Source organism: Agrobacterium cavarae (assembly GCF_004310285.1).
GTDB classification, from domain to species: domain Bacteria; phylum Pseudomonadota; class Alphaproteobacteria; order Rhizobiales; family Rhizobiaceae; genus Agrobacterium; species Agrobacterium cavarae.
The window spans coordinates 1-26300 of the sequence record NZ_SISF01000015.1 but is presented as its reverse complement, the minus strand read 5'-3'; the positions used below and the strand labels follow the sequence as shown (position 1 = coordinate 26300).

The 26300-nt window shown below is 59.7% G+C and carries 25 protein-coding genes; 12 read left to right on the top strand and 13 right to left on the bottom strand.

Annotated features, from left to right (window positions below):
* Positions 1-228 (top strand): Rrf2 family transcriptional regulator (locus tag EYC79_RS00865; protein WP_245495157.1); only part of this gene is annotated, 228 nt, incomplete at its 5' end.
* Between the two features lie 30 nt (positions 229-258).
* On the opposite strand, the gene EYC79_RS00860 is transcribed toward EYC79_RS00865, so the two are convergent.
* Positions 259-780, bottom strand: a complete 522-nt coding sequence (locus EYC79_RS00860) for a flavin reductase family protein (RefSeq protein ID WP_130976900.1) — start codon at positions 778-780, stop codon at positions 259-261.
* Positions 781-1067: 287 nt separating this feature from the next.
* Here EYC79_RS00860 and EYC79_RS00855 point away from each other — a divergent pair, with 287 nt between their 5' ends.
* The 7 genes from EYC79_RS00855 (at position 1068) to EYC79_RS00825 (ending at position 8568) form a co-directional block, all read left to right on the top strand.
* Complete coding sequence (locus tag EYC79_RS00855; RefSeq protein ID WP_130976899.1) at positions 1068-2135, top strand: LacI family DNA-binding transcriptional regulator; 1068 nt, start codon at positions 1068-1070, stop codon at positions 2133-2135.
* A complete protein-coding gene (locus EYC79_RS00850; protein WP_130976898.1) occupies positions 2132-3154 on the top strand; it encodes an ABC transporter substrate-binding protein in 1023 nt (340 codons plus the stop codon). The genes EYC79_RS00855 and EYC79_RS00850 overlap by 4 nt, the downstream gene beginning before the upstream one ends.
* Before the next feature lie 86 nt (positions 3155-3240).
* Positions 3241-4068 (top strand): ABC transporter permease, encoded by an 828-nt coding sequence (locus EYC79_RS00845; RefSeq protein WP_062423563.1) that lies wholly within the window; start codon positions 3241-3243, stop codon positions 4066-4068.
* Complete coding sequence (locus EYC79_RS00840) at positions 4065-4844, top strand: ABC transporter permease (RefSeq protein WP_130976897.1); 780 nt, start codon at positions 4065-4067, stop codon at positions 4842-4844. The genes EYC79_RS00845 and EYC79_RS00840 overlap by 4 nt, the downstream gene beginning before the upstream one ends.
* Positions 4837-5862: an ABC transporter ATP-binding protein gene (locus EYC79_RS00835; RefSeq protein WP_113326063.1), complete on the top strand. Its 1026-nt coding sequence runs from the start codon at positions 4837-4839 to the stop codon at positions 5860-5862. The genes EYC79_RS00840 and EYC79_RS00835 overlap by 8 nt, the downstream gene beginning before the upstream one ends.
* A gap of 1 nt (position 5863) precedes the next feature.
* A complete protein-coding gene (locus tag EYC79_RS00830; RefSeq protein ID WP_130976896.1) occupies positions 5864-6790 on the top strand; it encodes a nucleoside hydrolase in 927 nt (308 codons plus the stop codon).
* A complete protein-coding gene (locus EYC79_RS00825) occupies positions 6787-8568 on the top strand; it encodes an adenine deaminase (protein WP_130976895.1) in 1782 nt (593 codons plus the stop codon). Before EYC79_RS00830 ends, EYC79_RS00825 begins: the two co-directional genes overlap by 4 nt.
* A gap of 71 nt (positions 8569-8639) precedes the next feature.
* Here EYC79_RS00825 and EYC79_RS00820 read toward each other — a convergent pair whose 3' ends face one another.
* Positions 8640-9455 carry an AraC family transcriptional regulator gene (locus EYC79_RS00820; protein WP_130976894.1) on the bottom strand — a complete coding sequence of 272 codons (816 nt, stop codon included), beginning with the start codon at positions 9453-9455 and terminating at the stop codon, positions 8640-8642.
* A gap of 74 nt (positions 9456-9529) precedes the next feature.
* Between EYC79_RS00820 and EYC79_RS00815 the strand changes: the two genes are divergently transcribed.
* Positions 9530-10465, top strand: coding sequence for an NmrA family NAD(P)-binding protein (locus EYC79_RS00815; RefSeq protein ID WP_130976893.1), 936 nt, complete (start codon positions 9530-9532; stop codon positions 10463-10465).
* A 257-nt stretch (positions 10466-10722) separates the two neighbouring features.
* Here EYC79_RS00815 and EYC79_RS00810 read toward each other — a convergent pair whose 3' ends face one another.
* A complete protein-coding gene (locus tag EYC79_RS00810) occupies positions 10723-11895 on the bottom strand; it encodes a M20 aminoacylase family protein (protein WP_130976892.1) in 1173 nt (390 codons plus the stop codon).
* A 150-nt stretch (positions 11896-12045) separates the two neighbouring features.
* On the opposite strand from EYC79_RS00810, the gene EYC79_RS00805 reads away from it, so the two are divergent.
* Together EYC79_RS00805 and ku (EYC79_RS00800) are read left to right on the top strand one after the other, a co-directional pair.
* Complete coding sequence (locus EYC79_RS00805; RefSeq protein WP_130976891.1) at positions 12046-12714, top strand: phosphoribosyltransferase; 669 nt, start codon at positions 12046-12048, stop codon at positions 12712-12714.
* Between the two features lie 76 nt (positions 12715-12790).
* Positions 12791-13573 (top strand): non-homologous end joining protein Ku, encoded by a 783-nt coding sequence (ku, locus tag EYC79_RS00800; RefSeq protein WP_130976890.1) that lies wholly within the window; start codon positions 12791-12793, stop codon positions 13571-13573.
* 36 nt (positions 13574-13609) lie between these two features.
* Here ku (EYC79_RS00800) and ligD read toward each other — a convergent pair whose 3' ends face one another.
* From ligD to EYC79_RS00750, 10 genes are all read right to left on the bottom strand, one after another.
* Positions 13610-16105: a DNA ligase D gene (gene ligD, locus EYC79_RS00795; protein WP_130976889.1), complete on the bottom strand. Its 2496-nt coding sequence runs from the start codon at positions 16103-16105 to the stop codon at positions 13610-13612.
* Positions 16106-16108: 3 nt separating this feature from the next.
* Positions 16109-16942 carry a non-homologous end joining protein Ku gene (ku, locus tag EYC79_RS00790; RefSeq protein ID WP_130976888.1) on the bottom strand — a complete coding sequence of 278 codons (834 nt, stop codon included), beginning with the start codon at positions 16940-16942 and terminating at the stop codon, positions 16109-16111.
* Between the two features lie 20 nt (positions 16943-16962).
* Positions 16963-17217 (bottom strand): hypothetical protein, encoded by a 255-nt coding sequence (locus EYC79_RS00785; protein WP_130976887.1) that lies wholly within the window; start codon positions 17215-17217, stop codon positions 16963-16965.
* A 104-nt stretch (positions 17218-17321) separates the two neighbouring features.
* Positions 17322-18443, bottom strand: coding sequence for a GGDEF domain-containing protein (locus EYC79_RS00780; protein ID WP_130976886.1), 1122 nt, complete (start codon positions 18441-18443; stop codon positions 17322-17324).
* A 124-nt stretch (positions 18444-18567) separates the two neighbouring features.
* Positions 18568-18798: a hypothetical protein gene (locus tag EYC79_RS00775; RefSeq protein ID WP_062424514.1), complete on the bottom strand. Its 231-nt coding sequence runs from the start codon at positions 18796-18798 to the stop codon at positions 18568-18570.
* Between the two features lie 151 nt (positions 18799-18949).
* Positions 18950-20677: an acetyl/propionyl/methylcrotonyl-CoA carboxylase subunit alpha gene (locus EYC79_RS00770; protein ID WP_130976885.1), complete on the bottom strand. Its 1728-nt coding sequence runs from the start codon at positions 20675-20677 to the stop codon at positions 18950-18952.
* 17 nt (positions 20678-20694) lie between these two features.
* Positions 20695-22287: a 5-oxoprolinase subunit B/C family protein gene (locus tag EYC79_RS00765; protein WP_130976901.1), complete on the bottom strand. Its 1593-nt coding sequence runs from the start codon at positions 22285-22287 to the stop codon at positions 20695-20697.
* Positions 22288-22294: 7 nt separating this feature from the next.
* Complete coding sequence (locus tag EYC79_RS00760) at positions 22295-23101, bottom strand: putative hydro-lyase (protein ID WP_130976884.1); 807 nt, start codon at positions 23099-23101, stop codon at positions 22295-22297.
* 16 nt (positions 23102-23117) lie between these two features.
* On the bottom strand, positions 23118-23879 hold the full coding sequence (locus tag EYC79_RS00755; RefSeq protein ID WP_130976883.1) for a LamB/YcsF family protein: 762 nt from the start codon (positions 23877-23879) through the stop codon (positions 23118-23120).
* A 74-nt stretch (positions 23880-23953) separates the two neighbouring features.
* Entirely contained in the window at positions 23954-25210 is a 1257-nt protein-coding gene (locus tag EYC79_RS00750) for an NRAMP family divalent metal transporter (RefSeq protein ID WP_130976882.1), read from the bottom strand.
* A gap of 259 nt (positions 25211-25469) precedes the next feature.
* Here EYC79_RS00750 and EYC79_RS00745 point away from each other — a divergent pair, with 259 nt between their 5' ends.
* Complete coding sequence (locus tag EYC79_RS00745) at positions 25470-26135, top strand: GntR family transcriptional regulator (protein WP_130976881.1); 666 nt, start codon at positions 25470-25472, stop codon at positions 26133-26135.
* The last annotated feature ends 165 nt before the right edge of the window (positions 26136-26300 follow it).

The following is a 26300-nucleotide window of genomic DNA, read 5'->3' as shown; positions in this document are numbered from 1 at the left end:
ATCTATATCGGCCAGGTCGTTCGCGCGCTAGATGGGCCGCTCGCCCCTATTCGCTGCGCCAGCCGCACGGCCTTCGAAGCCTGCGAGGACTGTTCCGATCCGGCGGCCTGTCAGGTCCGGCGGTCGATGACGGATGTCCGGGATGCCATGGCAGCCGTTCTCGACACGATGACGCTTGAGCAGTTTGCGGCCAACACCGGTGAAGAGCCGGTGAACAAGACAGCGTGATGCAATCGCGCTGCGCAAGGGTCACTCTTGTCAGATCTGAAGATATTTCCCGGCGTGATAGAGAAGCGGGCGTCCTTCTCCACGGGTAACGGAGAGAACCCGGCCAATCACGATGGCGTGGGTGTGACGCTCCACGACATCCTCGACGGCACAGTCGATCACCGCGAGCGCACCGTGTAAGCCAGAAGCGCCGCTTTCCAGATCGAACCAGTCGGCGCCTTCATAGCGCTCTGCGCCCTTCAGTCCGCCAATGCCTGCAAAGCGGGATGCGACATCTTCCTGTTCACCGGACAGGATGTTGACGCAGAAGTGGTTGAAGCGCGCGATGACCGGCCATGTCGAAGACGACCGGTTGATGTTGACGATCATCGTTGGCGGCTCCATCGAGAGCGCAGTGGCTGACGTAACGGTCGCTCCCGTGCGATGGACGCCATGACCAGCCGTGATGATGCTGACACTGCCTGCGACCTGGCGCATGGCCGTTTTCAATTCCGCAGCTTCCAGGGCGAGTTTCTCCCGCTCCTCGTGAATGTAAGTCACTGTCGCTGTCATCGTTTCCACCTTTCAGCGCGTGTTCCCCAAGCAGCTCAAACGTAGCAATGCCTTTGCTCACGCCACAGCCAAAAGATTTTATTGTTGATCAATTTTGTAGAATGATCCTGGCGTTGTCGTTGCTCAAACAGCGCCTGCATGCCGCGACTGCTGAACAACGGTCATAGCTGGCTTGGATCGTCGCGGATCGTCGACACGCACGACGTCATGAAAAATCGCAAGCCGGACTCGACATTGGAGACGGTTTCCACTAGCTTGCTTAAACGATTAAGCAAGGGCGCAAGATCATGGCTTTGCAAAAGCCCGCCGCAAATCTGCACGGAATTGCCGCGGCACTCGGTGTCTCGAGTGCGACGGTGTCCAACGCCCTTTCCGGCAAGGGGCGCGTTTCGGCGGAGCTTGGTGAGCGGATTCGCAAGATGGCAACGGAGATGGGCTATGTACCCAGTCCTGCCGCCCGCGCGCTTCGCACGGGGCGCAGTGGCGTTCTTGGCCTCGTGCTTCCCGATATCGGCAATCCGCTCTTTCCCCAAATCGCTCAAGCCATCGAGAAGGCTGCGGCCGATGCCGGCTACGGCGTTCTGATCGCCGACTCCCACGGGGAGATTGCCAAGCAGACGGATGCAATCAACCGGCTGATCGAACGTGGGGTCGAAGGCATGGTCGTCGTCCCCCGTCGTGGTACCCGGATTTTCGATGTGGATTGCCCGGTCGCGGTGATCGACTCTCCTTCCACGCCCGGCAACACGGTGGCCGCCGACCATTGGGATGGCGGCGTGCAGATCGGTCGGCATCTTGCCGGGCTCGGACACAGCAATGTCGTGATGATCGCCAGAAATTCGGATTCCAATGTGCAGAACGATCGCATCGGCGGCATTCGCGCCGGACTGACCGCTTCTGCCCGAACTGAAACGCTCTGGATCGCGTCGCTCGAAGAGCGCCATGGTGAAGGCTGCCGGCTCGGCGTGGCGGACAAGGTGCGCCAGGGGTTTACCGCCTTTGCCGCCGCATCGGATCTGCATGCCTTGCGTGTTCTTACCGAACTTCAGGATGAGGGTATTGCCGTGCCGGATGAGGCAAGTGTCACCGGCTTTGACGATCTCATCTGGGCATCCGTGGTCACGCCGTCACTCACCACTATTCGCATGGATATGGCACGCATTGCGGAAGTCGCCGTTACCGCTCTTGTTCGCGCCATCGATGGCGATGACCCTGCAAGCCGGTCCGCCGCGGGCGGCGTGGTCGCGGATATTTCCAAAGTGGCGATGGAGCTCGTCATTCGTCGCTCCTCTGCCGCCAATAACAAGAAGCAGACTGAAGATAAAAAACCCACAGCTGGAGAACATACATCATGAAAAAGATCCTTTTCGCATCCTCTGCGGCGCTGATGCTGTCGCTCGGGGCCGCGCAGGCACAGGACAAGACCTTGACGATTTCCGTCTATGCCTTCGCGCAGGATGAATTCAAGGAACTCGTCTACATCCCCTTCGAGAAGAAATGTGGCTGCAAGCTGGTCGTGGAAACCGGCAACAGCGTTGAGCGCCTGGCGAAGATGGAGGCCAACAAGACCAACCCGGTCATCGATCTCGCCATCGTCTCCATGGCGGATGCGCTTTCGGCCGCCCGCAAGGACCTGATCCAGAAGATCGATACCGCAAAGGTGCCGAATATCGAGAAGCTCTACGACATTGCCAAGGATCCGAATGGCGATGGTATGAGCGTTGGCGTCAATCTCTATGCGACGTCGATCGTCTATCGAACCGACAAGATGAAGATCGACAGCTGGGGTGATCTCCTGAAGGACGGTATCGTCGATCACATCGCCTTCCCGAACGTCACCACCAATCAGGGTCCCCCCGCGCTCTATATGCTGGGCAAGGCGATGGGCAAGGACACGCCTGATCTCGCGGCGCCGATCGCAGCTGTTGGGGCCAAGAAGGACGATATCGTCACCTTCTACGTGAAGTCTTCGCAGCTCGTGCAGTTGATGCAGCAGGAAGAAATCTGGGCCGCACCCATCGGTCGCTTCTCCTGGGCGCCTTTCACCAAGCTCGATCTTCCACTCGCATGGGCAACGCCCAAGGAAGGTCAGACCGGCGGCATGAACGTGCTTGTCGTGCCGAAGGGGACGAAGAACGAGGATCTTGCGCTGCAATTCATGGATTTCTGGCTCTCGACCGACGTTCAGAAGGCACTGGCCGACAAGCTGGTGGATAGCCCCACCAACAAGGAGGTCAAGGTTTCCGAAGAGGTGGCGAACAACATCACCTATGGCGAGGAGACCGTGAAGAGCCTGCAGCTCATCCCGTCCGCCGTTTCGCTCGACAACCGCGACAAGTGGCTGTCGGAGTGGAACGCCAAGGTCGGTCAGTAATCTTGCGTTGCGCGTCATCCTCGGACCCAAAGGTCGAGGATGACGGCTCATCTGTGATCGACCAGCCTGTCGAAGGATAGACCGCTATGTTTCAAAATCGGACCGAGGCTCTGGCGCTGGCCTTGCCCGCCGCAATCTTTGCGGCGGCGGTCTTTCTCGTGCCGGTCTTCATTCTCCTCTCTGAGGGCTTTCGCACCGCCGATGGGTGGACGCTGCAGGCTTACACCACCTTCTTCTCCGACCCGCTGAACCAGGCGGTATTCCTGCGTACGCTGAAACTCGGCGCGCTGGTCACGGTTGTGTCCGCCGTCATCGGTTATGCTGCCGCCTTTGCCATCGTCAGCCTGCCGCCCGGTTCGAAGGGGCATATGATCAATCTGGTCATCCTGCCGCTGATGATCTCCCCGGTGGCGCGCACCTATGCCTGGATCGTCATTCTGGGGCGAACGGGCATTGTCAATGAAGCGCTGAAGTTTCTTGGGCTGACCGATAGCCCGATCCGCATTCTCTTCAGCGAGACGGCTGTGTTCATCGGCTTGTTGCAGCTCTTTCTGCCCCTGATGATCATTTCGCTGATCAGCGCTCTGGAAAACATGCCGCGCGATGTGGTGGCCGCCTCGCGCGTTCTCGGTGCAAACTGGTTCCAGGTTTTCTGGAAGGTCATCATTCCCCTGACGAAGGAAGGCCTTGTCGTCGGTGGCACGCTGGTCTTCACCGGCTCGCTCACCGCCTATATCACGCCCGCCATTCTCGGCGGTTCCAAGGTGCTGATGCTGGAAACGCTGCTCTATCAGCAGGTCACCGTCTCCAACAATTTCGTCGCCGCAAGCGTCATTGCCTTCATTCTGATCGTCATGAGCTTTGCGGCCAATATCCTGCTCAAGCGCATTGCAACGGCAAGGAACAGGAAATGACCCGCCATCTCTTCATTCCCCTGACGCTGATACTTGTCATCGGCTTTCTGATCGGGCCGTTCCTGATCATCGTTGCCGCCTCCTTTTCGGCCGGCGACACGCTGGCCTTCCCACCGCAGGGCTTTTCGCTGAAATGGATCGCCAAGGTCTTCACCGTGGAAAGCTTCCGCGACAGCTTTGCCATGTCGATGTTTCTTGCCATCGGCGGCACGTTTGCGGCCCTCCTCCTCGGCATACCCGCGGCTTACTCCATGTCGCGCTACAAGCTGCCGTTTTCCGAAACGATCCGGACCATTGTTTCAGCACCGATCATCGTGCCTGGCATCATCGTCGGTCTCGCGTTGCTGCGATACTTCGTCGTGCCCTTCGGTATCGGCATCACGCTCGCTCTTTTCCTCGCGCACACCGCCCTGATCCTGCCGTATGCGGTGCGGGTGGTCTCTGCCAGCCTCACCAATCTGCGCTCGGATATCGAAGAGGCCGCGGTTCTGCTCGGTTCATCCCGGCTTGGTGCCTTCTTCCGTGTCGTTCTGCCGAACATCCGCGGCGGCATCCTGTCGGCCTTCATTCTCGGCTTCGTCACCAGCTTCAACCAGGTGCCGGTATCGCTCTTCCTGTCTGGTCCTGGCGTTCGTACGCTGCCGATCGATATGCTGGGCTATATGGAAATCGTCTTCGATCCGTCCGTTGCGGCGCTCTCCTCGCTCCTCGCCTTCCTTTCCATCGGCATTGTTTTCATGGCCGAACGTTTCCTGGGGTTCTCCCGCTATGTCTGACGCACAGTATCTCTCTCTTCAAAATCTTTCGCTCGCCTATGGCCCCACCATGGCCGTCGACAAGCTCAATCTCGATATCCGCAAGGGCGAGCTTCTGGCGCTGCTCGGACCGTCCGGCTGCGGCAAGACTACTACGATGCGTGCCATTGCCGGGTTAATGCCGATTGCAGGCGGCCGGATCGATCTGGATGGCGCCGATATCACCCGCGTCTCCGCCAACAAGCGTGCCGTTGGTCTCGTCTTCCAGTCCTATGCGCTCTTTCCGCATCTGACAGTTTATGAAAACGTTGCCTTCGGTCTGCGGCTGAAGGGCCTGACGGGTGCAGAGCTCGATGCAAAAGTGGCGTCGGGGCTGAAATCCGTCGGTCTCTCCACCTTTGCCTCGCGCAAGCCGGCGGAACTATCCGGTGGCCAGCAGCAGCGCGTGGCGCTTGCGCGCTCCATGGTCATGGACCCCAAGGTTCTTCTGCTCGATGAGCCCCTCTCCAACCTCGATGCCCGGCTCCGCTTAGAAATGCGCACCGAGTTGCAGCGGGTACAGAAGGCGACCGGTGTGACGATGATCTTTGTCACCCATGATCAGGTCGAGGCCTTGGCGCTGGCTGATCGCATAGTTGTGATGAAGAACGGCGCAATTGAGCAGATCGGCACGCCGGAAGAGATCTATAATGCACCTGTCTCTTCCTTCGTCGCTGACTTTGTCGGCTTTGAAAACATCTTCCGTCTGGAAGGCGCAGAGCTGAAGACGGATGCAGGACGAGTTACGCTTTCTGGCCAGGTTCCGAGTACGGCGGGACTGGCATGGAGGCCGCGCATGGTAACCCTCGGTTCAGGTCCTTTCGAGGGCACCGTGCGCGGCACATCTTTTGCAGGCAACACGCGGGAATATCTGCTCGACAGCGCGCTCGGGGCCATCAAAGCCGAGGTGGATGCGAGCCTGCCGTCCTATGAGATCGGCGCCACGCTGCCCTTCGATCTGCCCGTCGAAAAGGCGGCATCTCTCAAGGTGTTCAACTGAGATGGGGATATGGATCGATACCGATATGGGTTTCGACGATATCGCCGCCATCCTGGTGGTGGCAGCGTCCGGTCAGGTCATCGACGGGGTCTCTCTGGTCTTCGGCAATGCGCCGCTCGATCAGGTGCAAAAGAATGCCGCGGGTGCGGCCTTGGCCTTCTCGTGGCGCTTCCCGATCCACGCCGGGCGGGCAAACCCCGTGCTTGGAGAGATCGAAACAGCGCAACGCATTCTAGGTGAAACCGGTATCCCGACGGTGGGTGCAACGCTTCCCACATCGGACGATCTGCTGCCATCGAATGCCTTCGACGCCCTCTGCCAGTGGTTGGCGGAGGGGGCAGGGGAAATGAGGATTCTGGCCCTTGGCCCTCTGACGAACATTGCTGCAGTCTGTCTCGCTAGACCGGATCTTGCCGGCCGCATCACCGAACTGACCTGGATGGGCGGCGGCGTGACGCTTGGCAATCACACGGCCTCTGCCGAATTCAACGCCTTTGCCGATCCGGAAGCCGCGGCCATCGTCATTGCCCATGGACTTCCACTGCGCATGGTCGATCTCGACTTCTGCCGCAAGGTCACCGCCTCCCTTGCGGATGTGGCGCCTATCCGGCAGGCGGGCGGAAAGAACGCAGCGCTGGTAGCCGATATGCTGGAAGGCTTCATCAATATCGCCGTCAGCCGGGGGCGTGAAGCCATGGCGCTTTACGATCCTTGCGCCGCGGTGGCCGTCGTTGATCCTGACAGGGTCATGTGGAGACTGGCGCGCATCGATATCGAACTGCAGGGCAGCCTCACGCGTGGACGAACGGTCGTGGAAGCGCGGCTTGTCCATGCTGAGCGCTTCAATGCCCACTATGCCGAGAGCGTCGACGCCGAATATGCGCGCAGGATCATCCTTGGCGCACTTGAAGCAGAGGCAAGCCGATGAGTCAAAAGCCGATCATTGCCGATCGCGACGGCATGAATGACGCCGCACTCCGCACCCGCGCGGTTGCTGCCGCGAGGGGCGACGCGCCTTTCGATGTTCTGATTTCCGGCGGGACTTTGGTGGATGTGGTGACGGGCGAATTGCGTCCCGCCGACATCGGCCTCGTGGGTCCGCTGATTGCAAGCGTACACCCCGCCGGCTCAAGACAGGACGCCGCCCAAGTCCTGAACGCCACAGGCGGCTATGTCGCGCCGGGATTGATCGATACGCATATGCATATCGAAAGCTCCATGGTAACGCCTGCTTCCTATGCTGCCGCGGTCGTCGCCAAGGGTGTGACCACTGTCGTCTGGGACCCGCATGAATTTGCCAATGTCCATGGACTGGACGGCATGTCCTGGGCATCGCGGGCAAGCCGAAACCTGCCGCTGCGAACCATCCTGCTCGCGCCGTCCTGTGTGCCGTCGGCGCCAGGGCTTGAACGGGCCGGAGCGGATTTCGATGCGGCGGTGCTTGCCGAAATTCTCTTCTGGCCGGAAGTCGGCGGCGTTGCCGAAGTCATGAATATGCGCGGTGTCATCGAGCGCGACCCGCGCATGAGCGCCATTCTCCAGGAAGGGCTGCATGCAGACAAACTGATCTGCGGCCATGCGCGTGGGCTGGAAGGTGCCGATCTCAACGCGTTTATGGCAGCCGGTGTCACCTCCGACCACGAACTCACCTCAGCGGACGACCTGATGGCGAAGCTGCGCGCCGGGTTGACCATCGAACTGCGCGGCTCCCACGATCATCTGCTGCCTGAATTCGTAGAGGCCCTGAACAGGCTCGGCCATCTGCCGCCGACGCTGACGCTTTGCACCGACGACGTCTTCCCCGACGATCTGTTGAAGGGCGGCGGGCTGGACGATGTGGTGCGCCGGCTGGTGCGCTACGGCCTTCGTCCGCAATGGGCATTGCAGGCCGCGACCCTAAACGCAGCAGCACGCCTTCAGCGCAATGATCTCGGCCTGATTGCTGCCGGTCGAAGGGCCGATATCGTGGTTTTCGACGATTTAGCGCAGTTCTCCGCCCGCCATGTTCTGGTCAGTGGAACCCCCGTTGCCGAGCAAGGCCGAATGATCGTGGATATGCCGGAGATCGACGCGGCGCCTTTGAAAGGCTCCATGAAGCTGCCGCTTCGCTCGCCTGAGGATTTTCGGGTGAAGAGCAATGGCAAACGCGTACGGCTCGCCACCATCGACAGACCGCGCTTCACCCGGTGGGGCGAGATCGAGGCTGACGTGGTTGACGGCTTTGTCGTGCCTCCTGATGGTACGACGATGATTTCTGTCACACACCGGCACGGTAAGGCGGAGCCTGTCACGCGGACTGGCTTTTTGACCGGTTGGGGATCGTGGAATGGCGCCTTCGCCACGACCGTCTCGCATGACAGCCACAACCTGACGGTCTTCGGAAACAATGAAGCGGATATGGCGCTCGCCGCCAATGCCGTGATCAAGGCAGGCGGCGGAATGGCCGTTGCCTCAGGCGGAAAGGTGACAGCCCTATTGCCTCTCCCGCTTTCCGGCCTCGTATCAGATGCACCTCTGACGGAAGTGGCTGCGGGCTTTGAAGTCGTGCGCGAAGCCGTCGGCAAGGTCGTCGAATGGCAGCCGCCCTACCTCGTCTTCAAGGCTTGCTTCGGCGCGACGCTCGCCTGCAACACCGGCCCGCACCAGACCGACATGGGCATCGCCGACGTGCTGACGGGAACAGTGCGAGAGCCACTGTCAACTTAATGTCAGTTAGGCGGCGGGATGCCTCCCGGCTTACCGTGCCGATCATGTGCGAGCGATCTCGGTCCACATTCTCAAGGCTGCTGCGCGCCTGCAAGGTACCGCGATGGCGTGGTGCCAAGCGCCTTCGTGAACATGACGATGAAGGCAGTCGTGGACTCGTATCCCAAGTCGCCCGCCACCTTCTGGACGGTTGCGCCACCCGCCAGTTCCCGTAGCGCGATCACCAGATGCAGCTGGCGTCGCCAACGACCGAAGCTCAATCCGGTCTTTTCGATCATAAGCCGTTTTAACGTTCGTTCACTGACGGCCACATGCTCAGCCCATTGGCCGAGGGTTCGGCGGTCGCTCGGATTTGCCAGGAGCGCCCTAGCGATCAGGGCGATCTTTGGATGATTAGAAACAGGGAGCTCCAGCCTCTGACGCGGCATCAGCGCGAGTTCGTCGAGCATCACTCGCATCAAGCGTTCGACATGCGCGTCGCCTCCATCCTGTTCTGGTAGGTCCGCTAACCGATGGATCATTTCCCGAAGCATCGGCGATACCGACAGCGTGCAGCACTCGTCTGGAAGCGTGGCCGCGCCGGGCTCGACGAATAGATAGGTCAGACGAGCATTGGGTGTGACCTGATTGCTGTGAGGAACGCCGCCGGGGACCCAGAGTCCGCAGTCGGGCGGAACGATCCAGACCCCGCTTTCCGCGGTGCAGGTCACCGCGCCATGGAGCGCCAGGATCAGTTGACCCTGCGGATGCTGATGCGGGTCTGCCTCGGCCTCATAGTCGGCGAAGTCCATCCTCATTGCCATCGCCGGTCCATGCGCGAGGCTGAGATCGCAAGCGGTACTACAAGGAGGTCGTTTATTCAGAGATTGGCCTGATTTCGATATCATATGGCATTATCTCCAATTCTGTCGCGCTACGCAATCCTCTAGTGTCCTGGTCAAACAACTTCAGGAGATAAGCCATGCGTATTGCCGCGGTTGGCGCGACCGGTAGGATCGGTGCCAAACTGACCGAAAACCTCTTGGCCAAAGGCCATTCCGTCAAAGCCCTGTCGAGAGGAGGGCCCGCCCTCGATGCGCTTGTCGCAAAAGGCGCAGAACCGTTCATCGGCAGCTTCGACACGGGTGATGGTGAACTTTCCAAGTTCTTCGAAGATGCTGACGCTGCGTTTCTCATGGTCAAAACCCTTTGGACGGCGGAGGATTTTCATGGGCACTATCCCGCTGTAGCGCTCAGGTTCTTTGACGCACTTCGGGATTCCCCGGTGAGATTTGCAGTGAGCCTGACGGGAATGGGATCCGAACTCAGCGGAAACACCGGCCATTTCCAAGGCTTCCATATTCTCGACCAGATCCTCAACCGGTTACGGGACATCAAGCTGGTGCACCTCCAAGGTGGCTGGTTCATGGAGGACCTGTCCAGGTGGGCGGACGCGATTGCCCAATATGATAGGATTGGCTTCACGCTTGCCCCCCCCGTCAAAGCTCCTTGGGTTTCTGTTCAGGATCTTGCGGCTTTTGCGGCCGAGGAGTTCGACACGCCGACTGACCAGCACCGGTCCATAAAGCAACTGGGCATCGATTACACGATGTCTGAGATCGCCGCGATGATCGGTCGGGCGCTCGGTCGAGAGGTGGACTATCGCTTCGTCGATCCGACCACTCACGAGGTCGAAACGGTCTTCCGGGGGAGGTTCGGCACGCTCGATCGGTGGGTCTATGACAAGAACACCGCGGCGGCTCTTAATGATGGGCGGGTCAAGTTCCGCGATGATCGCCCGGTGCTGCCCACGACAATGGAAGGGTTCGTCAAGGACACGCTTAAACCGCTGATCGCGAAAGCGCGGACGGATGGTGTCAAACCAGAGACGTTCCTGACCTGGAGTTCAAGACGATAACTGCCGCGTTACAAAAAATAGTCTGCCCAGAACGGTGATCGGCAACGGCGCTTTGCGCTATGGCAGATGCGGTCCGAGCCTGTAGAGCTTACAGCTCTTCAGGCTCCGCCCCCAATATGCTGCTACCGGTTCGGCGTCAGCGGGCGCCGACGCTGCCACGTCTTCTCCCAAATGCACCTCTCCTTCTTGCTGTGTTTGCAGAAGCTTGAGGATTTCTTTCATCAACGTTCGTTCCCGAGGCTCTCGCGCAAGACCGGCTATTCCGCTGCCAGTTCCTGCTCCACCAGGGTCTTCCAGAAAGCAACTCCGGAGGCGATCGCGTCATCGTTGAAGTCATAGGAGGTGTTGTGATGCAGCGCGCCGTCCACCGCAGGGCCGTTGCCTAGCCAGACATAGCAGCCGGGTGCTTCGCCGGCAAAGAAGGCGAAGTCGTCGCCGGCGGTGGAAGGCGGAAAGGCCGTCCGGACTTTCGCCCCAAAGACACTGCGCGCCGCGTTCAGCGCCCGCTCTGTCGCATGGGCATCGTTGACGACAGGCGGAATACGACGGATGAACTCGTAGCTCGCTTCGATGCCGAACATGGATGCTGTGCCGCTTGCCAGGCGACCGATTTCTTCCTCCAGCTGATCGCGCACATGGGCAGCATAGGCGCGCGCCGTGCCGCCAATATGCACGAGGTCGGGAATGACATTCAGGGCATTCGGGTCTCCTGCCTGAAGCGAACAGGCACTGACGACGGCGGGCTGCAGCGGATCGATGACACGTCCGACGATGCTCTGCAACGAGGAGAGAAAGCTTGCCGCAGCGGTGATCGGATCGCGGCCAAGATGCGGTTTCGCCCCATGGGTCCCGACGCCCTTGAAGACCACGCGCCAGCTATCGGACGAGGCAAGCTGCGGTCCTTCGACCACTGCCATTTCGTCCGTGTCGAGACCCGGCATATTGTGGAGACCGTAGACGGCATCGCAGGGGAAAAGCTCGAAGAGCCCGTCTTCGACCATCTTCTTCGCTCCGCCACGGCCTTCTTCCGCAGGCTGGAAAATGAAATGCACCGTGCCGGAGAAACCGCGATCGGCAGCAAGCGCGCGGGCAGCACCGAGCAGCATGACGGTGTGGCCATCATGGCCGCAGGCATGCATCTTTCCCGGAACCGTCGACTTGTAAGGTCTCTCCGCCAGTTCCGGCATGGCAAGCGCATCCATATCGGCGCGCAGCCCGATGCGGCGCGTGCCGTTTCCCACCTGAAGCGTGCCGACGACGCCTGTGACTCCAAGACCGCGATGGACAGCGATGCCCGCCTCCTCCAGAAGAGAGGCGACGATCTGGCTGGTGCGTTCTTCCTCGAAGCCGAGCTCCGGATGCGCATGCAGATCGCGACGCAGCGCCGTCAAAAGGGAGAGCTCGTCGGCGGTTATGGTCGAGGCGGTCATAAAGGAAATCCTTGGGATCTGTGCATCAAAGCCGAGGGACACGGCTCATCTGTCGATCTCATTTCTAGTGCAAAAGCGCTTTGGATTTAATAGGGCATTTAACAGGAATCGGACGATGGTTCGGAAAAGAGTGATAAGGAAGGACGCGCGATGAAGCCCCACGAGTTCTGGCAAGATCTGCATGAGCCAGACAGCTTTTCAGAGGGCGGGACCAAGGTCGGCTTCTACCCGGTTACGCTGGATGATGGCCGCCAGCTTCGGCTGCCGATCCGGCCGCTGAGCGATGGAGACCATGCGCTCGCCTCGCTGATCATCAATCAGGCTTCCTTCACGGTGCTTGGCGCTCTGGCGGACAATCTTGCGGCCAAGCTGAAGTCCTTCGAGCCGGATGTGGTGGTGGGACTGCCGACACTTGGCCTGACGCTGGCAAGCGAGGTGGCCCGCCGCCTCGGTCATTCGCGCTATGTGCCGCTCGGGACGTCGCGTAAGTTCTGGTATCTGGAGGAGCTGTCAGTGCCGATGTCGTCCATCACCACGAAGCAGGAAAAGCGGCTCTATATCGATCCGCGCATGTTGCCGCTTCTGGAAGGGCAGCGCGTGGCGCTCATCGATGATGTCATTTCCAGCGGAACATCGATCCTCGCCGGGCTCTCCCTGCTCCAAGCCTCCGGCATCGAGCCAGTCGTTATTGGTGCGGCGATGTTGCAATCGGAACGCTGGCGCGACGCGTTGGAAAGGCTGGACCCTAAATGGCCGACGCGCGTGCGCGCGGCATTCTCCACACCCTTGCTGCGAAAAAATGGAGATGGCTGGATCTGACGCCTGGGAACTTCCTGTCTCCTCCGAGGATTAGAAGAGGTTGCTGCCACTCAGCCTCGCACCTCAAGGAGTTTCCATGCCGAGACAGACATTCTGGAAAGGTCATCTGAGGCTGTCGCTTGTCACGGCAAAGGTCTCGCTCACGCCTGCCATTTCCCAAAGCGGCAAGATCCGCTTCCACGTCATCAATCGCGAGACGGGCAATCGCGTCGAAAGCCGCTATGTGGACAGCGTCACCCATCGTCCGGTTGCGGATAGAAATCAGGTGAAGGGCTTTCCCAAGGAAGACGGCGATTTCGTGCTGCTGGAGGAAGACGAGATCGATGCTGTTGCTCTGGAAAGCACCAGAACCATCGATATCCAGACCTTCGTTCCCGCAGGCTCCATCGACTGGATCTGGTACGATCGTCCGCATTTTCTCAAACCCGAGGACAAGATCGGTGCTGAAGCCTTCAGCGTCATTCGCGAAGCGATGAGGGCCAGCAAGGTCGTCGGCATCGCCCGGCTGGTCCTATATCGCCGCGAGCACGCTGTTCTGCTGGAGCCATCCGGCAAGGGCATCATCCTCTGGACGCTGCATTATGGCGACGAGGTGCGCGATGCCGTCGATACGATCGATAAAAAGGCCAAGGCCGATAAGGAACTGCAAGCGGCGCTGGACAAGCAGATCGACAAGCAGTTGACGAATTGGAAGCCGTCGCTCGTCCAGGACACGGTGCAGAAGAAGGTTCAGAAGCTCTTGAAGACGAAGGCCAAGGACGCGCCGAAGTCCAAAGCCAGGAAGCAGCCCGCCGCGGCAAAGCAGGGCGGCAATGTGATCAACATCATGGATGCGCTGAAGAAGAGCTTGCAGTCCTAACGTGTCCCTAAGATGAGGGCGATGCTCTCACCAAATTCAGCCGGGCAGCGGCTTGGCGGAAGCCCGGAAATCCGCCCATGGGTCAGACGTCCTCGCCTCTATATGCGCGGGTGTGTTCTTCACTGTGAACTCCGCCGGGCCTTTAATCTTCGACAACTCCGACCATTCGAGCGGCATGGAGACCGTAGCGCCCGCTCTGGCGCGGGTGGAGTAGGGGGCAACCGCCGTGCTCCCGCGCCCATTGCGCAGGTAGTCGACGAAGATACGGCCATTGCGCTTGGCCTTGGTTGCCACAGCGAGATATTTATCCGGCTCATCTTTACCCATGTCGGTCGCGAGTGTCTTCGCAAAACCCTTCACCTTCGCCCAGCCGGCTTTCGGCTGCAGTGGCGTGACGACGTGCAGACCCTTGCCGCCTGACGTCTTGACGAAAGCGGCAAGTCCCGCCGCTTCCAGCCGGGATTTAAGGTCCAGCGCGGCTTCGACGACAGCGCTCCACTCCACGTCCTCACCCGGATCGAGGTCCATGGTGATCAGGTCCGGCTTCTCCCAGGACTTGGTGGTCGAACCCCAGGGGTGAATTTCCAGCACGGCGGATTGGACGAGCGCCATCATGCCATCGAAATCGCTGATCACCACCAACGGTTCGCCCGATCGATCCTTTGGGTCCTTGATAGCACCAATGGCTTTGTTCATTCCGCGCCACGGATGCTTCTGGAAGAAGGTTTGGCCGTCGATCCCTTCCGGGCAGCGGAGCAGGGAAAGCGCGCGATTGGTGACATAGGGTGCGATATGCTCCCAAACCTTGGCATAATAATCGGCAAGATCCGCCTTGGTGATTTTCTGATCCGGCCAATAGACCCGCTCGGGATGGGTGAACTTGATCTTCGTTTGCGGCGTCTTTGCTGCGTCACCTGTCTCGGACTTCGTCACGTCTTCCACCTCCCGGCTGATCTCCTTGGGTGCCTTGTCTTCCCGCAACCCTTTGAAGGAGGCATGGCGAAGGTTGCCGTCGCCGGACCAGCCGCGAAACTCGACTTCCGCGACAAGCTCTGGCTTGACGTAATGAAGATCGCGCCGGGCCAGTGCTGTCAGCTTCTGCGAGAAGGGACTTTCTGTCTGCGTCTGGGGTTTTAGCCTGTCGAAGATCATCTCCGCAGTCGCGCCGGTAAAGCCTGTTCCCACCCGGCCGACATGCCGAAGCTTGCCATTCTCGTAGACGCCGAGCGCCAGAGAGCCAATAGCCTGGTCCGATGAGGAAGAGAGGGTATAGCCACCGATGACGAATTCCTGGCCGCTGCTGCACTTGGACTTGATCCACTGCCCCTTGCGCCCGGAGACGTAGGGAGACTCGGCGACCTTCGAAATGACGCCTTCCAGTCCAAGCGAGCAGGCATGCTGGAGAACCTTTTCCCCGTCCTCCTGAAAATGCGCGCTGTAGCGCAGCACAGGGTCGTTGGAGGGTAGCAGTTTTTCCAGCAACGCTTTGCGATCCACAAGTGCAGCGCCTTGCAGGTCCCGGCCATCCAGATAGAGCAGGTCGAAGACGTAGTAGCGGAAACGATCCTGCCGGCCCTCGCTGAGATCGGCCTGAAGCGCGGAGAAGTCGGAAACGCCACTTTCCTTTTCGACGACCAGTTCGCCGTCGATGATGGCAGTTTCCACCGGCAGTGCAGCGAGCGATTGGCGGATTGCCTCTCCGAATTTCTCCGTCCAGTCCAGACCGCTGCGGGTCAGGAGAACGACCTCTCCCTTCTCGATCCTCGCCTGGAGGCGATAGCCGTCAAACTTGATTTCATGCAGCCAGCGCGATCCCTCCGGCGCATTGTTCTTCAATGTCGCCAAAGCGGGTTTGATGAAAGACGGCATTACCGCCTTATGGCTTGCCTTGGGAAAATCATGCACCTGCTTGCCGGTCGTCTTTTCACTTTTGGCTTTGGACGAGACGTCTCTCGAATTCCAGGTGTCCTCTGGATTCTCTGCCACCTGCTCGATGCTTCGCCCCGTCTTGACCGAGTTGGTCGCCTCTTCGATCAGGTCGATGGTTTCGCTGGCTTCCTCGTCATGGGCCTTGATCAGCAGCCAGTTTTCGCGCTTCTCCTCAGGCTTGCCTTTCATCCGAACCAGATGCCAGCGGCCTTTCAGCTTTTCGCCGTCGAGTTCGAATTCCATGTGGCCCTTGCGGTAGGCCTTCTTCGGGTCGCCGATGGGAGACCATGTGCCACGATCCCAGACGATGACTGTGCCACCACCATATTGGCCCTTGGGAATGATACCCTCGAAGTCGGCATAGCTCAGCGGGTGATCCTCGACGTGGACCGCAAGCCGCTTTTCATTCGGATCGAGGCTCGGGCCTTTGGTCACGGCCCAGCTTTTCATCACGCCGTCCATTTCCAGGCGGAAATCGTAATGCAGCCGCCTCGCATCATGTTTCTGCACCACGAAATTGTTGCCGGCCGTCGCCGCCGCTTCGCCCTTCGGCTCCGGCGTCTTATCGAACTTGCGCTTCTGGTTATAGGTTTGAAGGCCCATGGATCAACTTGCCTTCTTGCGTTTGGTGGTGCCGGATGACTTGGGCTTGGCCGCCTTCTTGTCGGAGACACCGGCGCTCTGGCGTAGGGCTTCCTTCAGGTCGATGACGTTGTCGCGCTTCTCGGGCTCGCGCTTCTTGATCGTTTTTCCTTCGATCTTCGCCTGCACCAGTTCCGTCAGAGCATCATTATAACGGTCGCTGTAATGCGACGGATCGAATTTGCCGGCTCGCTTCTTGATGATGTGGGCTGCGAGTTCCAGCATCTCGTCATCGAACTCGATGTCGGGAATTGATTTGAAGGCGGCGGTCTGCGAGCGCACCTCGTAATCATAGTTCAAGGTAGTGGCGATTACGGCGTCCCCGTCGAGACGGATCAACAGCATTCGGTTGCGGCGAAAAAGGATTGCTTCTGCAAGAGCTGCGACCTGACGCTCCCGCAGTGTCTGCGCCAGGAGTGAAAGCGCTTCGCGGTCCTCGTCGGTCGAAGGCGATAGATAATAGGGTTTGTCGAAATAGAGCTTGTCGATTTCATCGCATTCGAGAAAGTTTTTCACCCGAATGACCTTGTTGCCGTCCGGCATCAACTCAGAAAGCTCGTCGCCTTCGATGACGATGTGGTCGCCATTCTCAAGCTCATAGCCCTTGACCTGCTGATCGCGCTCGACCTTGTCGCCGGTCTCGCTGTCGAGATACTGTCGCTCGACTCGGTTGCCAGTCTTTCGATTGATGATGTTGAAGGAGATTTTTTCCGACGATGAGATCGCGGTGTAGAGTCCGACATCGCACTGAAAATCAGCGAATTTGATAGTGCCTCTCCACACGGCTCTTGGCGCCATCGCCAGCCTCCTTTTACGCTCTAACTTTTACTGGAACGCTCGCGGTCGATTATCCGCTCAACGGCCACGACATCTTCCTGCGAAAACACCGGAACAGGGTCGGACGCCATGGCCTCCATCACATCCGGCGAAAGCCCACCATGCCGCGCGATCCACTCCATGGCCTCACGCGTCTCCCGTTCCGCTTTCAATTGCGCATAAAGCGCCACAATCAGCCTGTCGCGAATGTCGGGCTGTTGATCCTGTCGGTGTGTGGTTTTCGCAGTATGTGCCATCGTTCTTAAATTCGAGACAGGCACGAAAGTTCCAGCATGGGCAGCACGATGGCATTCTGGTCGCACTGGATGGCCGGAACTCGCAAAGATACGGGGCTCTCGCCTTAGGCCGCTGCCACTGGAACTTTTTCCTGGAAGGAGGGCAGTTCTTTCTCCACGCCACCGCCATTGCGCTTTGCCCGGTAGGAGGCAGCGTCCGCCAGGCGTATCATGGTGCTGAACTCCGCATCCTTGGCCGCTTCAGCCGTATATTCAAGGCTGACGCCCACGCGAACCGTTTCATTTGAGAGGTTAAAAGGCGTTGTCAACGACCGCACGATGTCATGGGCCATACGCTCGACATCTGCTGCGTTGCGGACTTCCGTCTGAACGACGACGAACTCATCGCCGCCAACGCGTGCGGCGATGTCATGGGGCTCAAGAAGGTCCCGAAGCCGGGCGCCGACGCCGATCAGCAGGTCATCGCCCGCGGCATGCCCGAGGCGATCGTTGATAGCCTTGAAGCCATCCAGATCAAGGCAATGAACGGCAATCATCGTGCCCGTCGTGCGCGAAATACCGCTAAAGCCTTCGCGAAGTGCAATGCGATTGGCAAGGCCGGTCAAAGGGTCGGCGCGCGCAAGGCGCTCCATCTCAAGTCGCAGCAGGATCTGCTGTGACGCCGTTCGATACACATGTGACACGCTTTGCATCGCCGCGAGCAGGAAGACAGCGAACATCGTCGCCAGCAACCAGTGCGCCGCGTCGCCCGCGAAGGCGGCCGAGATCGTGGTCGGCACGGCCGCGATAGTGAGTGCGGTCACTGATATGAGAGGTCGAACCGACATGCGGCTCGCAACGCCGGCTGCATAACCGAACAGCAGCGCCGTTGCCAGCACATGCAGGGAGAAATCGGAGGACCGGAAGATCAGCGCCGAGATCGCGCCGACCGAGGCGGCGACGAGAAATGTGAGAAGAGCATGCGCGAGCTCCCAGTCTTTCGGCGTCAAGGAGGTGGGGTGACCGGTCTTTGTCCAGCGCCGGTGGCGCAGCATCACGCAGATCTTGGTGAAGGACGCCAAGCCACCGCACACCATGGCGACAAAAATCCAGGTGTCATGCAGGGTTGTCGCGGCGAAGTAGCCAATGGCGACGATGGTGAAACCCATGACGGTCATCGGTGCAACCGTGTAGGCCAGTTGGGCAACAAGTGCCTTGTAGAGGTCGTCCGGTTCTCTTATTCGCATCGATCAGCCCTTGCCACGGGGTAGCGGTTATTGAGCGCTATAATCTATGCGGAAAATTTAAACGACTCTCTAATCGACGCCTCAATGGTTGTCAGCGGTCCTCAGCGCTGTCGCGTCTTGAAGGTTACCCTCTAAAGTCGCCTTCATTCGTGTCGCGCTCGTCGTAATTCACGTCCCAATCCTTTTCGGGCTTTTTCTTGCCCGGCGGCAGTTTGTTGACAGTCGCGTCTTCGGAACCGGTGATGACGGTGGGTTTGGCGCTTGCGACGCCATTATTGTCCGACGTCTTTTTGCCCGGCGCAAATTGCGGCTTTGCGTCGGCATGGATCTTGTCGATGTCTTTTTCAGAGCTCATGGGAACCTCCATTGGTTCATGAGCTAACCTCGAAGTAGGAGGTGTGTTCCGTCAGCAGACATTCTGCGATGCGTGATAGCACCTCTACGTGAGCGCGACACCAGCGGGATGACCGGAGCAGGCGCAGTTCTCGCCTGCTCTCAAAGGGCGATCAGTCAATCGTCATCAGCGCGTGGCCAGCCTGAAGGTAGTCGCCTTCCTTGACGAGAAGACGGATCGTACCGCCCTTGGTGGCGAGGATCTGGGTTTCCATCTTCATGGCTTCCATGACGGCAACCAGATCGCCTTCGGAAACGGTCTGACCGTCTTCTACCTTGAAGGATTGCAGCGTGCCCGAAACAGGCGCGGCAATCTCGCCATCGTTTTTGGTGGCTGTGCCACTTGCCGAAGCCGTTGCTCCGCCACCGACGCTGCCCAAAGCGGAGAGCAGAAGCGTGGGCAGGCCGACCGAAACGCGCTTGCCGTCGATTTCCAGATAGGTGCGGTGGATGGAAGCGTCGTCTGTCTGGGCAGGGCGCTCCATCGCGTCCGGCATTGCGGCGAAATCGGTCTCGATCCAACGGGTGTGAGCCTTGAAACCGTCTTCGCCGGTGAAGTCTTCCGCCTCAAGGGCTGCGCGATGGAAGGGCAGGACGGTTGCCACGCCTTCGATACGGAATTCCTTCAGCGCGCGGCGGGCCCGTTGCAGTACCTGCCGGCGATCCTCGCCCGTGACGATCAGCTTTGCCATGAGAGAGTCGAACACGCCGGGCACGCTCGAACCACTGACGACACCGCTATCGAGACGAACGCCGGGACCCGACGGCGGATCGAAAACTGTGATCGTTCCTGGCGTTGGCAGGAAGCCGCGGCCTGGATCTTCGGCATTGATGCGGAATTCCATCGAATGGCCGCGAGGCTCCGGCGTCTCCAAAACGCGAAGCGTCTTGCCTTCGGCAATGCGGAACTGTTCGATCACCAGATCGATACCTGTCGTTTCCTCGGTGACGGGGTGTTCGACCTGCAGGCGGGTATTGACCTCCAGGAACGAAATCGTGCCATCGACGCCCAGCAGAAACTCCACCGTGCCGGCACCGCTATAGCCCGCGGCGGCGCAGATTGCCTTGGCGGAAGCGTGGATTTTTTGCCGTTGCTCGTCCGAGAGGAAGGGGGCAGGGGCCTCCTCGATCAGCTTCTGATTACGGCGCTGCAGCGAGCAGTCGCGGGTACCCAGCACCAGCACGTTGCCATGCTTGTCTGCCAGAACCTGCGCCTCGATATGGCGCGGCCGGTCGAGAAAGCGTTCGAGGAAACATTCGCCGCGACCGAAAGCGGCGGTCGCTTCTCTGACGGCGGACTCGTAGAGATCGGCGATCTCTTCCATTTTCCAGGCAACCTTCAAGCCGCGTCCGCCACCGCCATGGGCAGCCTTGATGGCAACAGGCAGGCCGTGTTCTTCGGCAAAGGCGATGACTTCGGCCGCGGTTTCTACCGGACCGTCGCTGCCCGCAACGAGCGGCGCGCCGACGCCGGTCGCAATACGGCGTGCCTCCACCTTGTCGCCCAGTGCTTCGATGACCTGCGGATCGGGACCGATCCAGGTCAGGCCGGCATCGAGCACGGCTTGCGCGAACTCGGCGCGTTCGGACAGAAAGCCGTAGCCGGGATGAATAGCATCCGCACCTGAACGCTTTGCGATGGCAATCAGCTTGGGAATATCGAGATAGGTTTCTGCTGGACGCACGCCCTCGAGCGCATAGGCTTCGTCTGCCATGCGAACGAAGACCGCATCCTGATCCGGGTCGGCATAGACGGCGACCGATTGAAGCCCATAATCCCGGCAGGCGCTGATAATCCGGACAGCGATTTCGCCGCGATTGGCAATCAGGACTTTCTTCATCGCTCTTCTCCTCGGATTTAAGTGTTCTTGGCCGTAATGTCGGCGAAAGGCCCGATCGGGCGAAACTGAATTTGGGCATTGACGGGGATCTGACCCGCGAGATCGAGATGATATTCCGCGACTGCCCCGATGACGGGGTAACCACCTGTCAGCGGATGGTCGGCAAGGAAGAGAACTGGCTGGCCGCTATGGGGGATCTGGATCGCGCCCGTTGCAGTTCCCTCACTCGGCAGTTCTGCGCTGTCGCGCCGTTCCACGGGCACCTCGCCCGCAAGGCGAATGCCCACGCGGTTGGACTGCGGCGTGACCTGCCAGAGTTGGTTCGTCAGCGTCTCAATGCCCTTTTGGGTGAACCAGTCGGTGCGCGGTCCAAGAACAACGTCGAGCGTGACGACCTCACCCATAGCCGGTGGCTCGAAGGCGGGGAATTCATCGATGGCGACGCTCGAAAACTCGTTCGTTTCGGCCTTGAGCGGAAGGATCGTACCTGCCGTAACCGGTTCTGGACCGACGACGGCCAGCGTATCGGTGGCGAAGCTGCCGAGCACCGGCTCGACATCGAAGCCACCGCGCACGGCGAGATAACAGCGCATGCCTTTCGGCGGCTGGCCGAGCGTGACGGTGTCGCCCGCCTCAAGCGGGATGGGCGCGTAAGTCTTTGCGGTGAAACGCCCCTCTGCCGTTTCGATGGTGAGGGAACAGGGCGCGCCGGTGAGACCGATAACGGTGCGGCTTGCAGCGCGGAAGGAAAAGCCGCCGAGCGTCAGTTCCAGGCAGGGCGTGTTGTGCGGATTTCCCACGATGCGGTTTGCTGCGTTGAAAGCGCCGCGATCAAGCGATCCGGACGCAGAAACGCCCTGTCCGGTCTGTCCGAAGCGACCGAGATCCTGAAAGAGAGCCGGCATGGGCGCCGCCAGCACTTCGAAATGCGGCCCTTGGCGCGACGGCTCCTTGCGCGGCTTTGCCTCCGAGACTGGCAGGCTGATCTTTCCTGACGCCTTGTCCATGTCGACGAAGCGAACGCGGTAGCCCGGCTGGAAGAGCGCGCCGGGCTCGCGGTCGATGTCCCACATCTTCGAAGGTGTCGTGCCAATGATCTGCCAGCCGCCCGGGCTGTTTTGCGGATAGACGCCGCTAAAGGCGCCCGCCAGCGCCACAGAGCCGGCCGGGATGCGGGTGCGTGGGCTCTGTCGCCGGGGAACATGGAGTGCGGGATCGCCGCCCACCAGATAGCCGAAGCCCGGTGCAAAGCCACAGAACGCAACGGTAAATTCGCTCTCGGTATGACGACGGATGACCTCATCGACGCTAAGCCCTGTCAGCGTCGCAACGTCGGCAAGGTCTTCGCCATCATAATGGACCGGGATTTCGACCAGCTTGTCGGACGGCGGAATCTTCGCCGTCAGGTCGCGACGGGAAAGCTCTGCCGCAAGAGCCTGCCCGTTGATCTTTTCCGGTCGAAAGCGGATCATCAGGGTGCGCGCGGCCGGTACGGTTTCCTCGATGCCTTCGACGGGATCGTTTTCGAGCGAGGCGAAAAGCGCCAGCGTTTCGTCCAGATCGGCAAGTTCGACAAGGATCGTCGTGAGACTGACGGGGAGAAAGCGCATCATGTCCTCACGCGTGATAGGCAGAATCGGGAATGTCTGTGATGAACATATGGCCCGGTGCATGGGTGATGGCAAATGGCACGCCAGACGCCATGACCGCCGCCTGCGGAGTCACGCCGCACGCCCAGAAGACCGGGACTTCGCCGGGCTCGATGCGCACGGCATCGCCAAAGTCGGGCTTTGCGAGATCAGCGATGCCGAGTTCCTCCGGCATGCCGATATGAACCGGTGCGCCGTGAACCGCCGGAAACCGGCCAGAAATCGTCGCCGCATCCGCAACCCGCGATGCCGGGATCGGACGCATGGACACGACCATGTTGCCCTTCAAACGGCCTGCCGGGCGGCAGGGACGGTTTGTCAGATACATGGGGACATTGCTCTTATCCGTCATGTGACGGATTTCGATGCCCGCTTCCACCATCGGCGTTTCAAAGGTGAAGCTGCAGCCGATCAGAAAGGCCACCATATCGTCCCGCTCAGCCCAGGCCGATGTCGCATCATGGGTTTCCTCAGCGAGCTTGCCATCACGCCAAATCCGGTAGAGCGGCAGATCGGTTCGTAGATCGGCACCCGGCGCAAGCAGCGTGGTGGGTGAGCCGGGATCGGAGACGTCAAGCACCGGGCAGGGCTTCGGGTTGCGCTGCGCATAGAGCAGGAAATCGAACGCCCAGTCGCGCGGCAGCACGATCATGTTTGCCTGGGTGAAGCCCGGCGCGATACCGGAGGTCGGCTGCACGAGGCCGGCGCGGTAGCTGGCGCGTGCTTTCTGTGCAAGCTCGACGTTCTTGGCGGTGTGCGATGCGGGGATGGTCATTGGCCGCTCCTATCGTTCAAGAGGTGAATGAGCGAACGGCGATACCGTCCGTTTCAAACCGGCGGCGAATCTCGCGCGCAATATCGACCGCGCCTGGACTATCGCCATGGACACAGATGGACTGCGCCTCGATTTTGATGACGCTGCCATCAATGGCTTCCAGCGTTCCCAGACGCGCCAGTTGCACCATGCGGTCGGCAATTTGACCAGCATCATGCAGGACGGCGCCTTTTTCGCGGCGGGACACGAGTTGCCCATCCGGCGTATAGGCCCGGTCGGCAAAAGCTTCAGCCACGATCGAAAGTCCCGCTTTGCGTGCCAGTTCGAGGATCGGCGCGTTGGCGAGTCCCATCAGCACCAGCGACGGATCGATGGCTTTTATACCGTCAATGACTGCCTGCCCTTGTTTGGCGTCATGGGCGATGCGGTTATAGAGCGCGCCATGTGGCTTGACGTAGCGCACCGTGGTGCCGGCTGCGGCGGCAATGCCCTTCAGTGCGCCGATCTGGTAGATGACGTCGGCGATCAGATCCTCCGGCGTCACATCCATATCCCGGCGTCCAAAACCGACGCGGTCCGGATAGGAAACGTGAGCGCCGATCGTAACGCCATTTGCGGCGGCTGCCTTCACCGTCTTGTAGATGCCTGTCGGGTCTCCGGCGTGAAAACCACAGGCAATGTTGGCGCTGGAGACGATGGAAAGCATGGCCTCGTCGTCGCCCATGCTCCATGCCCCGTAACTTTCGCCGAGATCGCTGTTGAGGTCGATATGCGCCATGTCGTCTTTCTCCAAATGTGGTTGATCTCCGTGGCCACGCTCAGGTGGCCACGATAAATGCTTGCTTGTGCTTCTTACAGTCCAAGCAGAGCGAAGATCGGGCCGACAGACTTGTAGGCCATGTACCATGTCAGGCAGCAGGTGAGCGCGCCGAGGATGAGCAGCCAGCGCGGATAGTGGTAGCCGCGCATCAGGTCCGGACGCTTCCAGGCGGCAAACAGCAGCATGGAGAGGCCGATGGGCAGGACCAGACCATTCAATCCGCCGACGAAGACGAGCATGGCGGCCGGTGGCGTGGTGATCAGGATATAGGACACCAATGAAACGCAGATGAAAGCCACGGTCGAAAGATTACGCTGGCGCTCGGTCATTTCTGGCTTGAACGCCGTGAGGAAGGACACAGAGGTGTAGGCCGCGCCGATGATGCTGGTGAGTGCCGAGGCGAGGAACACCGCACCGAAGAGCCGGAAGCCGATATCGCCGGCAGCCGCATGGAAGGCCTGGCCTGCAGGGTTTGCCGCCTTGCCAGAGAGGTCGATGACGACACCGCTTGCAACAACGCCGAGAATGGCGAGGAAGAGGATGTAGCGAAGAACGCCCGTGATCGCGATGCCGCTCAGTGCCGCACGATTGACGGCACCGATATTCTCAACGCCTACCGTGCCCTTGTCGAGAAGGCGGTGTGCGCCCGCATAGGTGATGTAGCCGCCGACCGTGCCGCCTACAATGGTGGTGATGGTGGCGAAATCGATCGTATCGGCGAGGAAGGTCTGGTGGAAGGCTTCAGCCACAGGAGGGCCGGATACGATCGCCGCGTAGAGGATGAGGGCCAGCTTGACGAAGGCTGCGACGTAGACGACACGGTCCATAGCAACACCGGCGCGTCGCGACAGGAAGATGCCGATGGCGACGAGTGCACCGATGGCACCGCCAATCTTGGGGTCGAGGTCAATCATGGCGTTGAAGCCAAGACCGGCACCGCCGATATTGCCGATGTTGAAGAACAGGCCGCCGATGATGACGAGGACTGCCAGAAGATATCCGGAGCCCGGAATGGCAGCGTTTGCAATCGCCGGAGCACGCATCTGTGTGACGGTGACTATACGCCAGACATTGGCCTGCACAACGAAGTCGATGATGATGGAGACGATGATGGCAAAGGCAAAGGCTGCACCCAGCTTCACCGTGAAATTGGCGGTTTGGGTGATGAAGCCAGGGCCGACGGCGGCCATGGACATCAGGAACATCGCCGATAGGAGCGCGTAGCGCTGGCTCTTCGGGTTAAACGCAGCCGCGTTCGTGCGGCCGGGCGTCTGCTCGGTCTGCTGCATGAGAGTTTTCCTGTTCTTATCGTCACCCGCCCCTCGCGGATGCTTATGAGGTCATCATGGATGGTTTGTTTGTGATGTCAATATTGTTCAACAATTTTTTTGTTTTGTTCATTCATGCTTATATTCTTGGCGTCGAAAACAGCCTTCGGAGGGGACTTTGCCGTCTCGGCAGAGGCGTGGTTAAAGCCGTTGAAACTATTGCTTGATTCCGCCAGTCTTTTGTTATCTGAAGACGCCGCAAGAAGAAGCGAGGAAGCCTGTGACAGACACACGTGAAAGCATGCCGCTGTCCGACTGGATCGCCAAGCGCATCCGCCTCATGCTGATTTCGGGCGAACTCAGACCCGGCCAGCGCATATCCGAAGCAGCCTTCAGCGAGCATCTGGAAGTGTCCCGCAACTCTCTGCGCGAGGCCTTTCGCATCATGACGAAGGAAGGCCTTCTCCGGCACGAAACCAATCGCGGCGTCTTCGTCCAGACGCCAACCATGGCGTCGATCATGGATATTTACCGGGTACGGCGCATGCTCGAATGCGGAGCGTTGCGTAAAGCATGGCGCCTGCATGAATCGGTGAAAACCATGCGTCAGGCCGTGGAGGAAGCCAAGCAAAAGCGGGAGCAGGAGCTGTGGGTCGATGTCGGCAGCGCCAATATGGCCTTCCACTCGGCTGTCGTCGCACTTGCCGATAGCGAGCGCTTGAGCGAGCTTTATGAAAGGGTCTCGGCCGAGCTTCGTCTGGGCTTTGCCCTTATCGAGGACCCGCGTCTGCTCCATTCACCCTTCGTCGACATGAATGACGAGATTGTCTCTTTGTGTGAAGAGGACAGGTTTGCAGAGGCAAGCGAGAAGATGGAAGACTATCTGCTGATCTCCGAGAATGGTCTTCTGAAAGCGTTCGGAAAGCTGTCGGGCAAGGCGCGATAAAGCATACGGCCTTCCTGGAGTGGCTTCTGCTCTTCCGCTTATCTAAGCTTTCAAGCCGTCCGTAGAAACAAAAAGGGGACCGCGTAGGACGCGATCCCCTCAGACCGTTGACAAACCCGTCGATTTTTTTGGCGGGTTTTTCTGTTTTAGGATGATGCTGTTTGG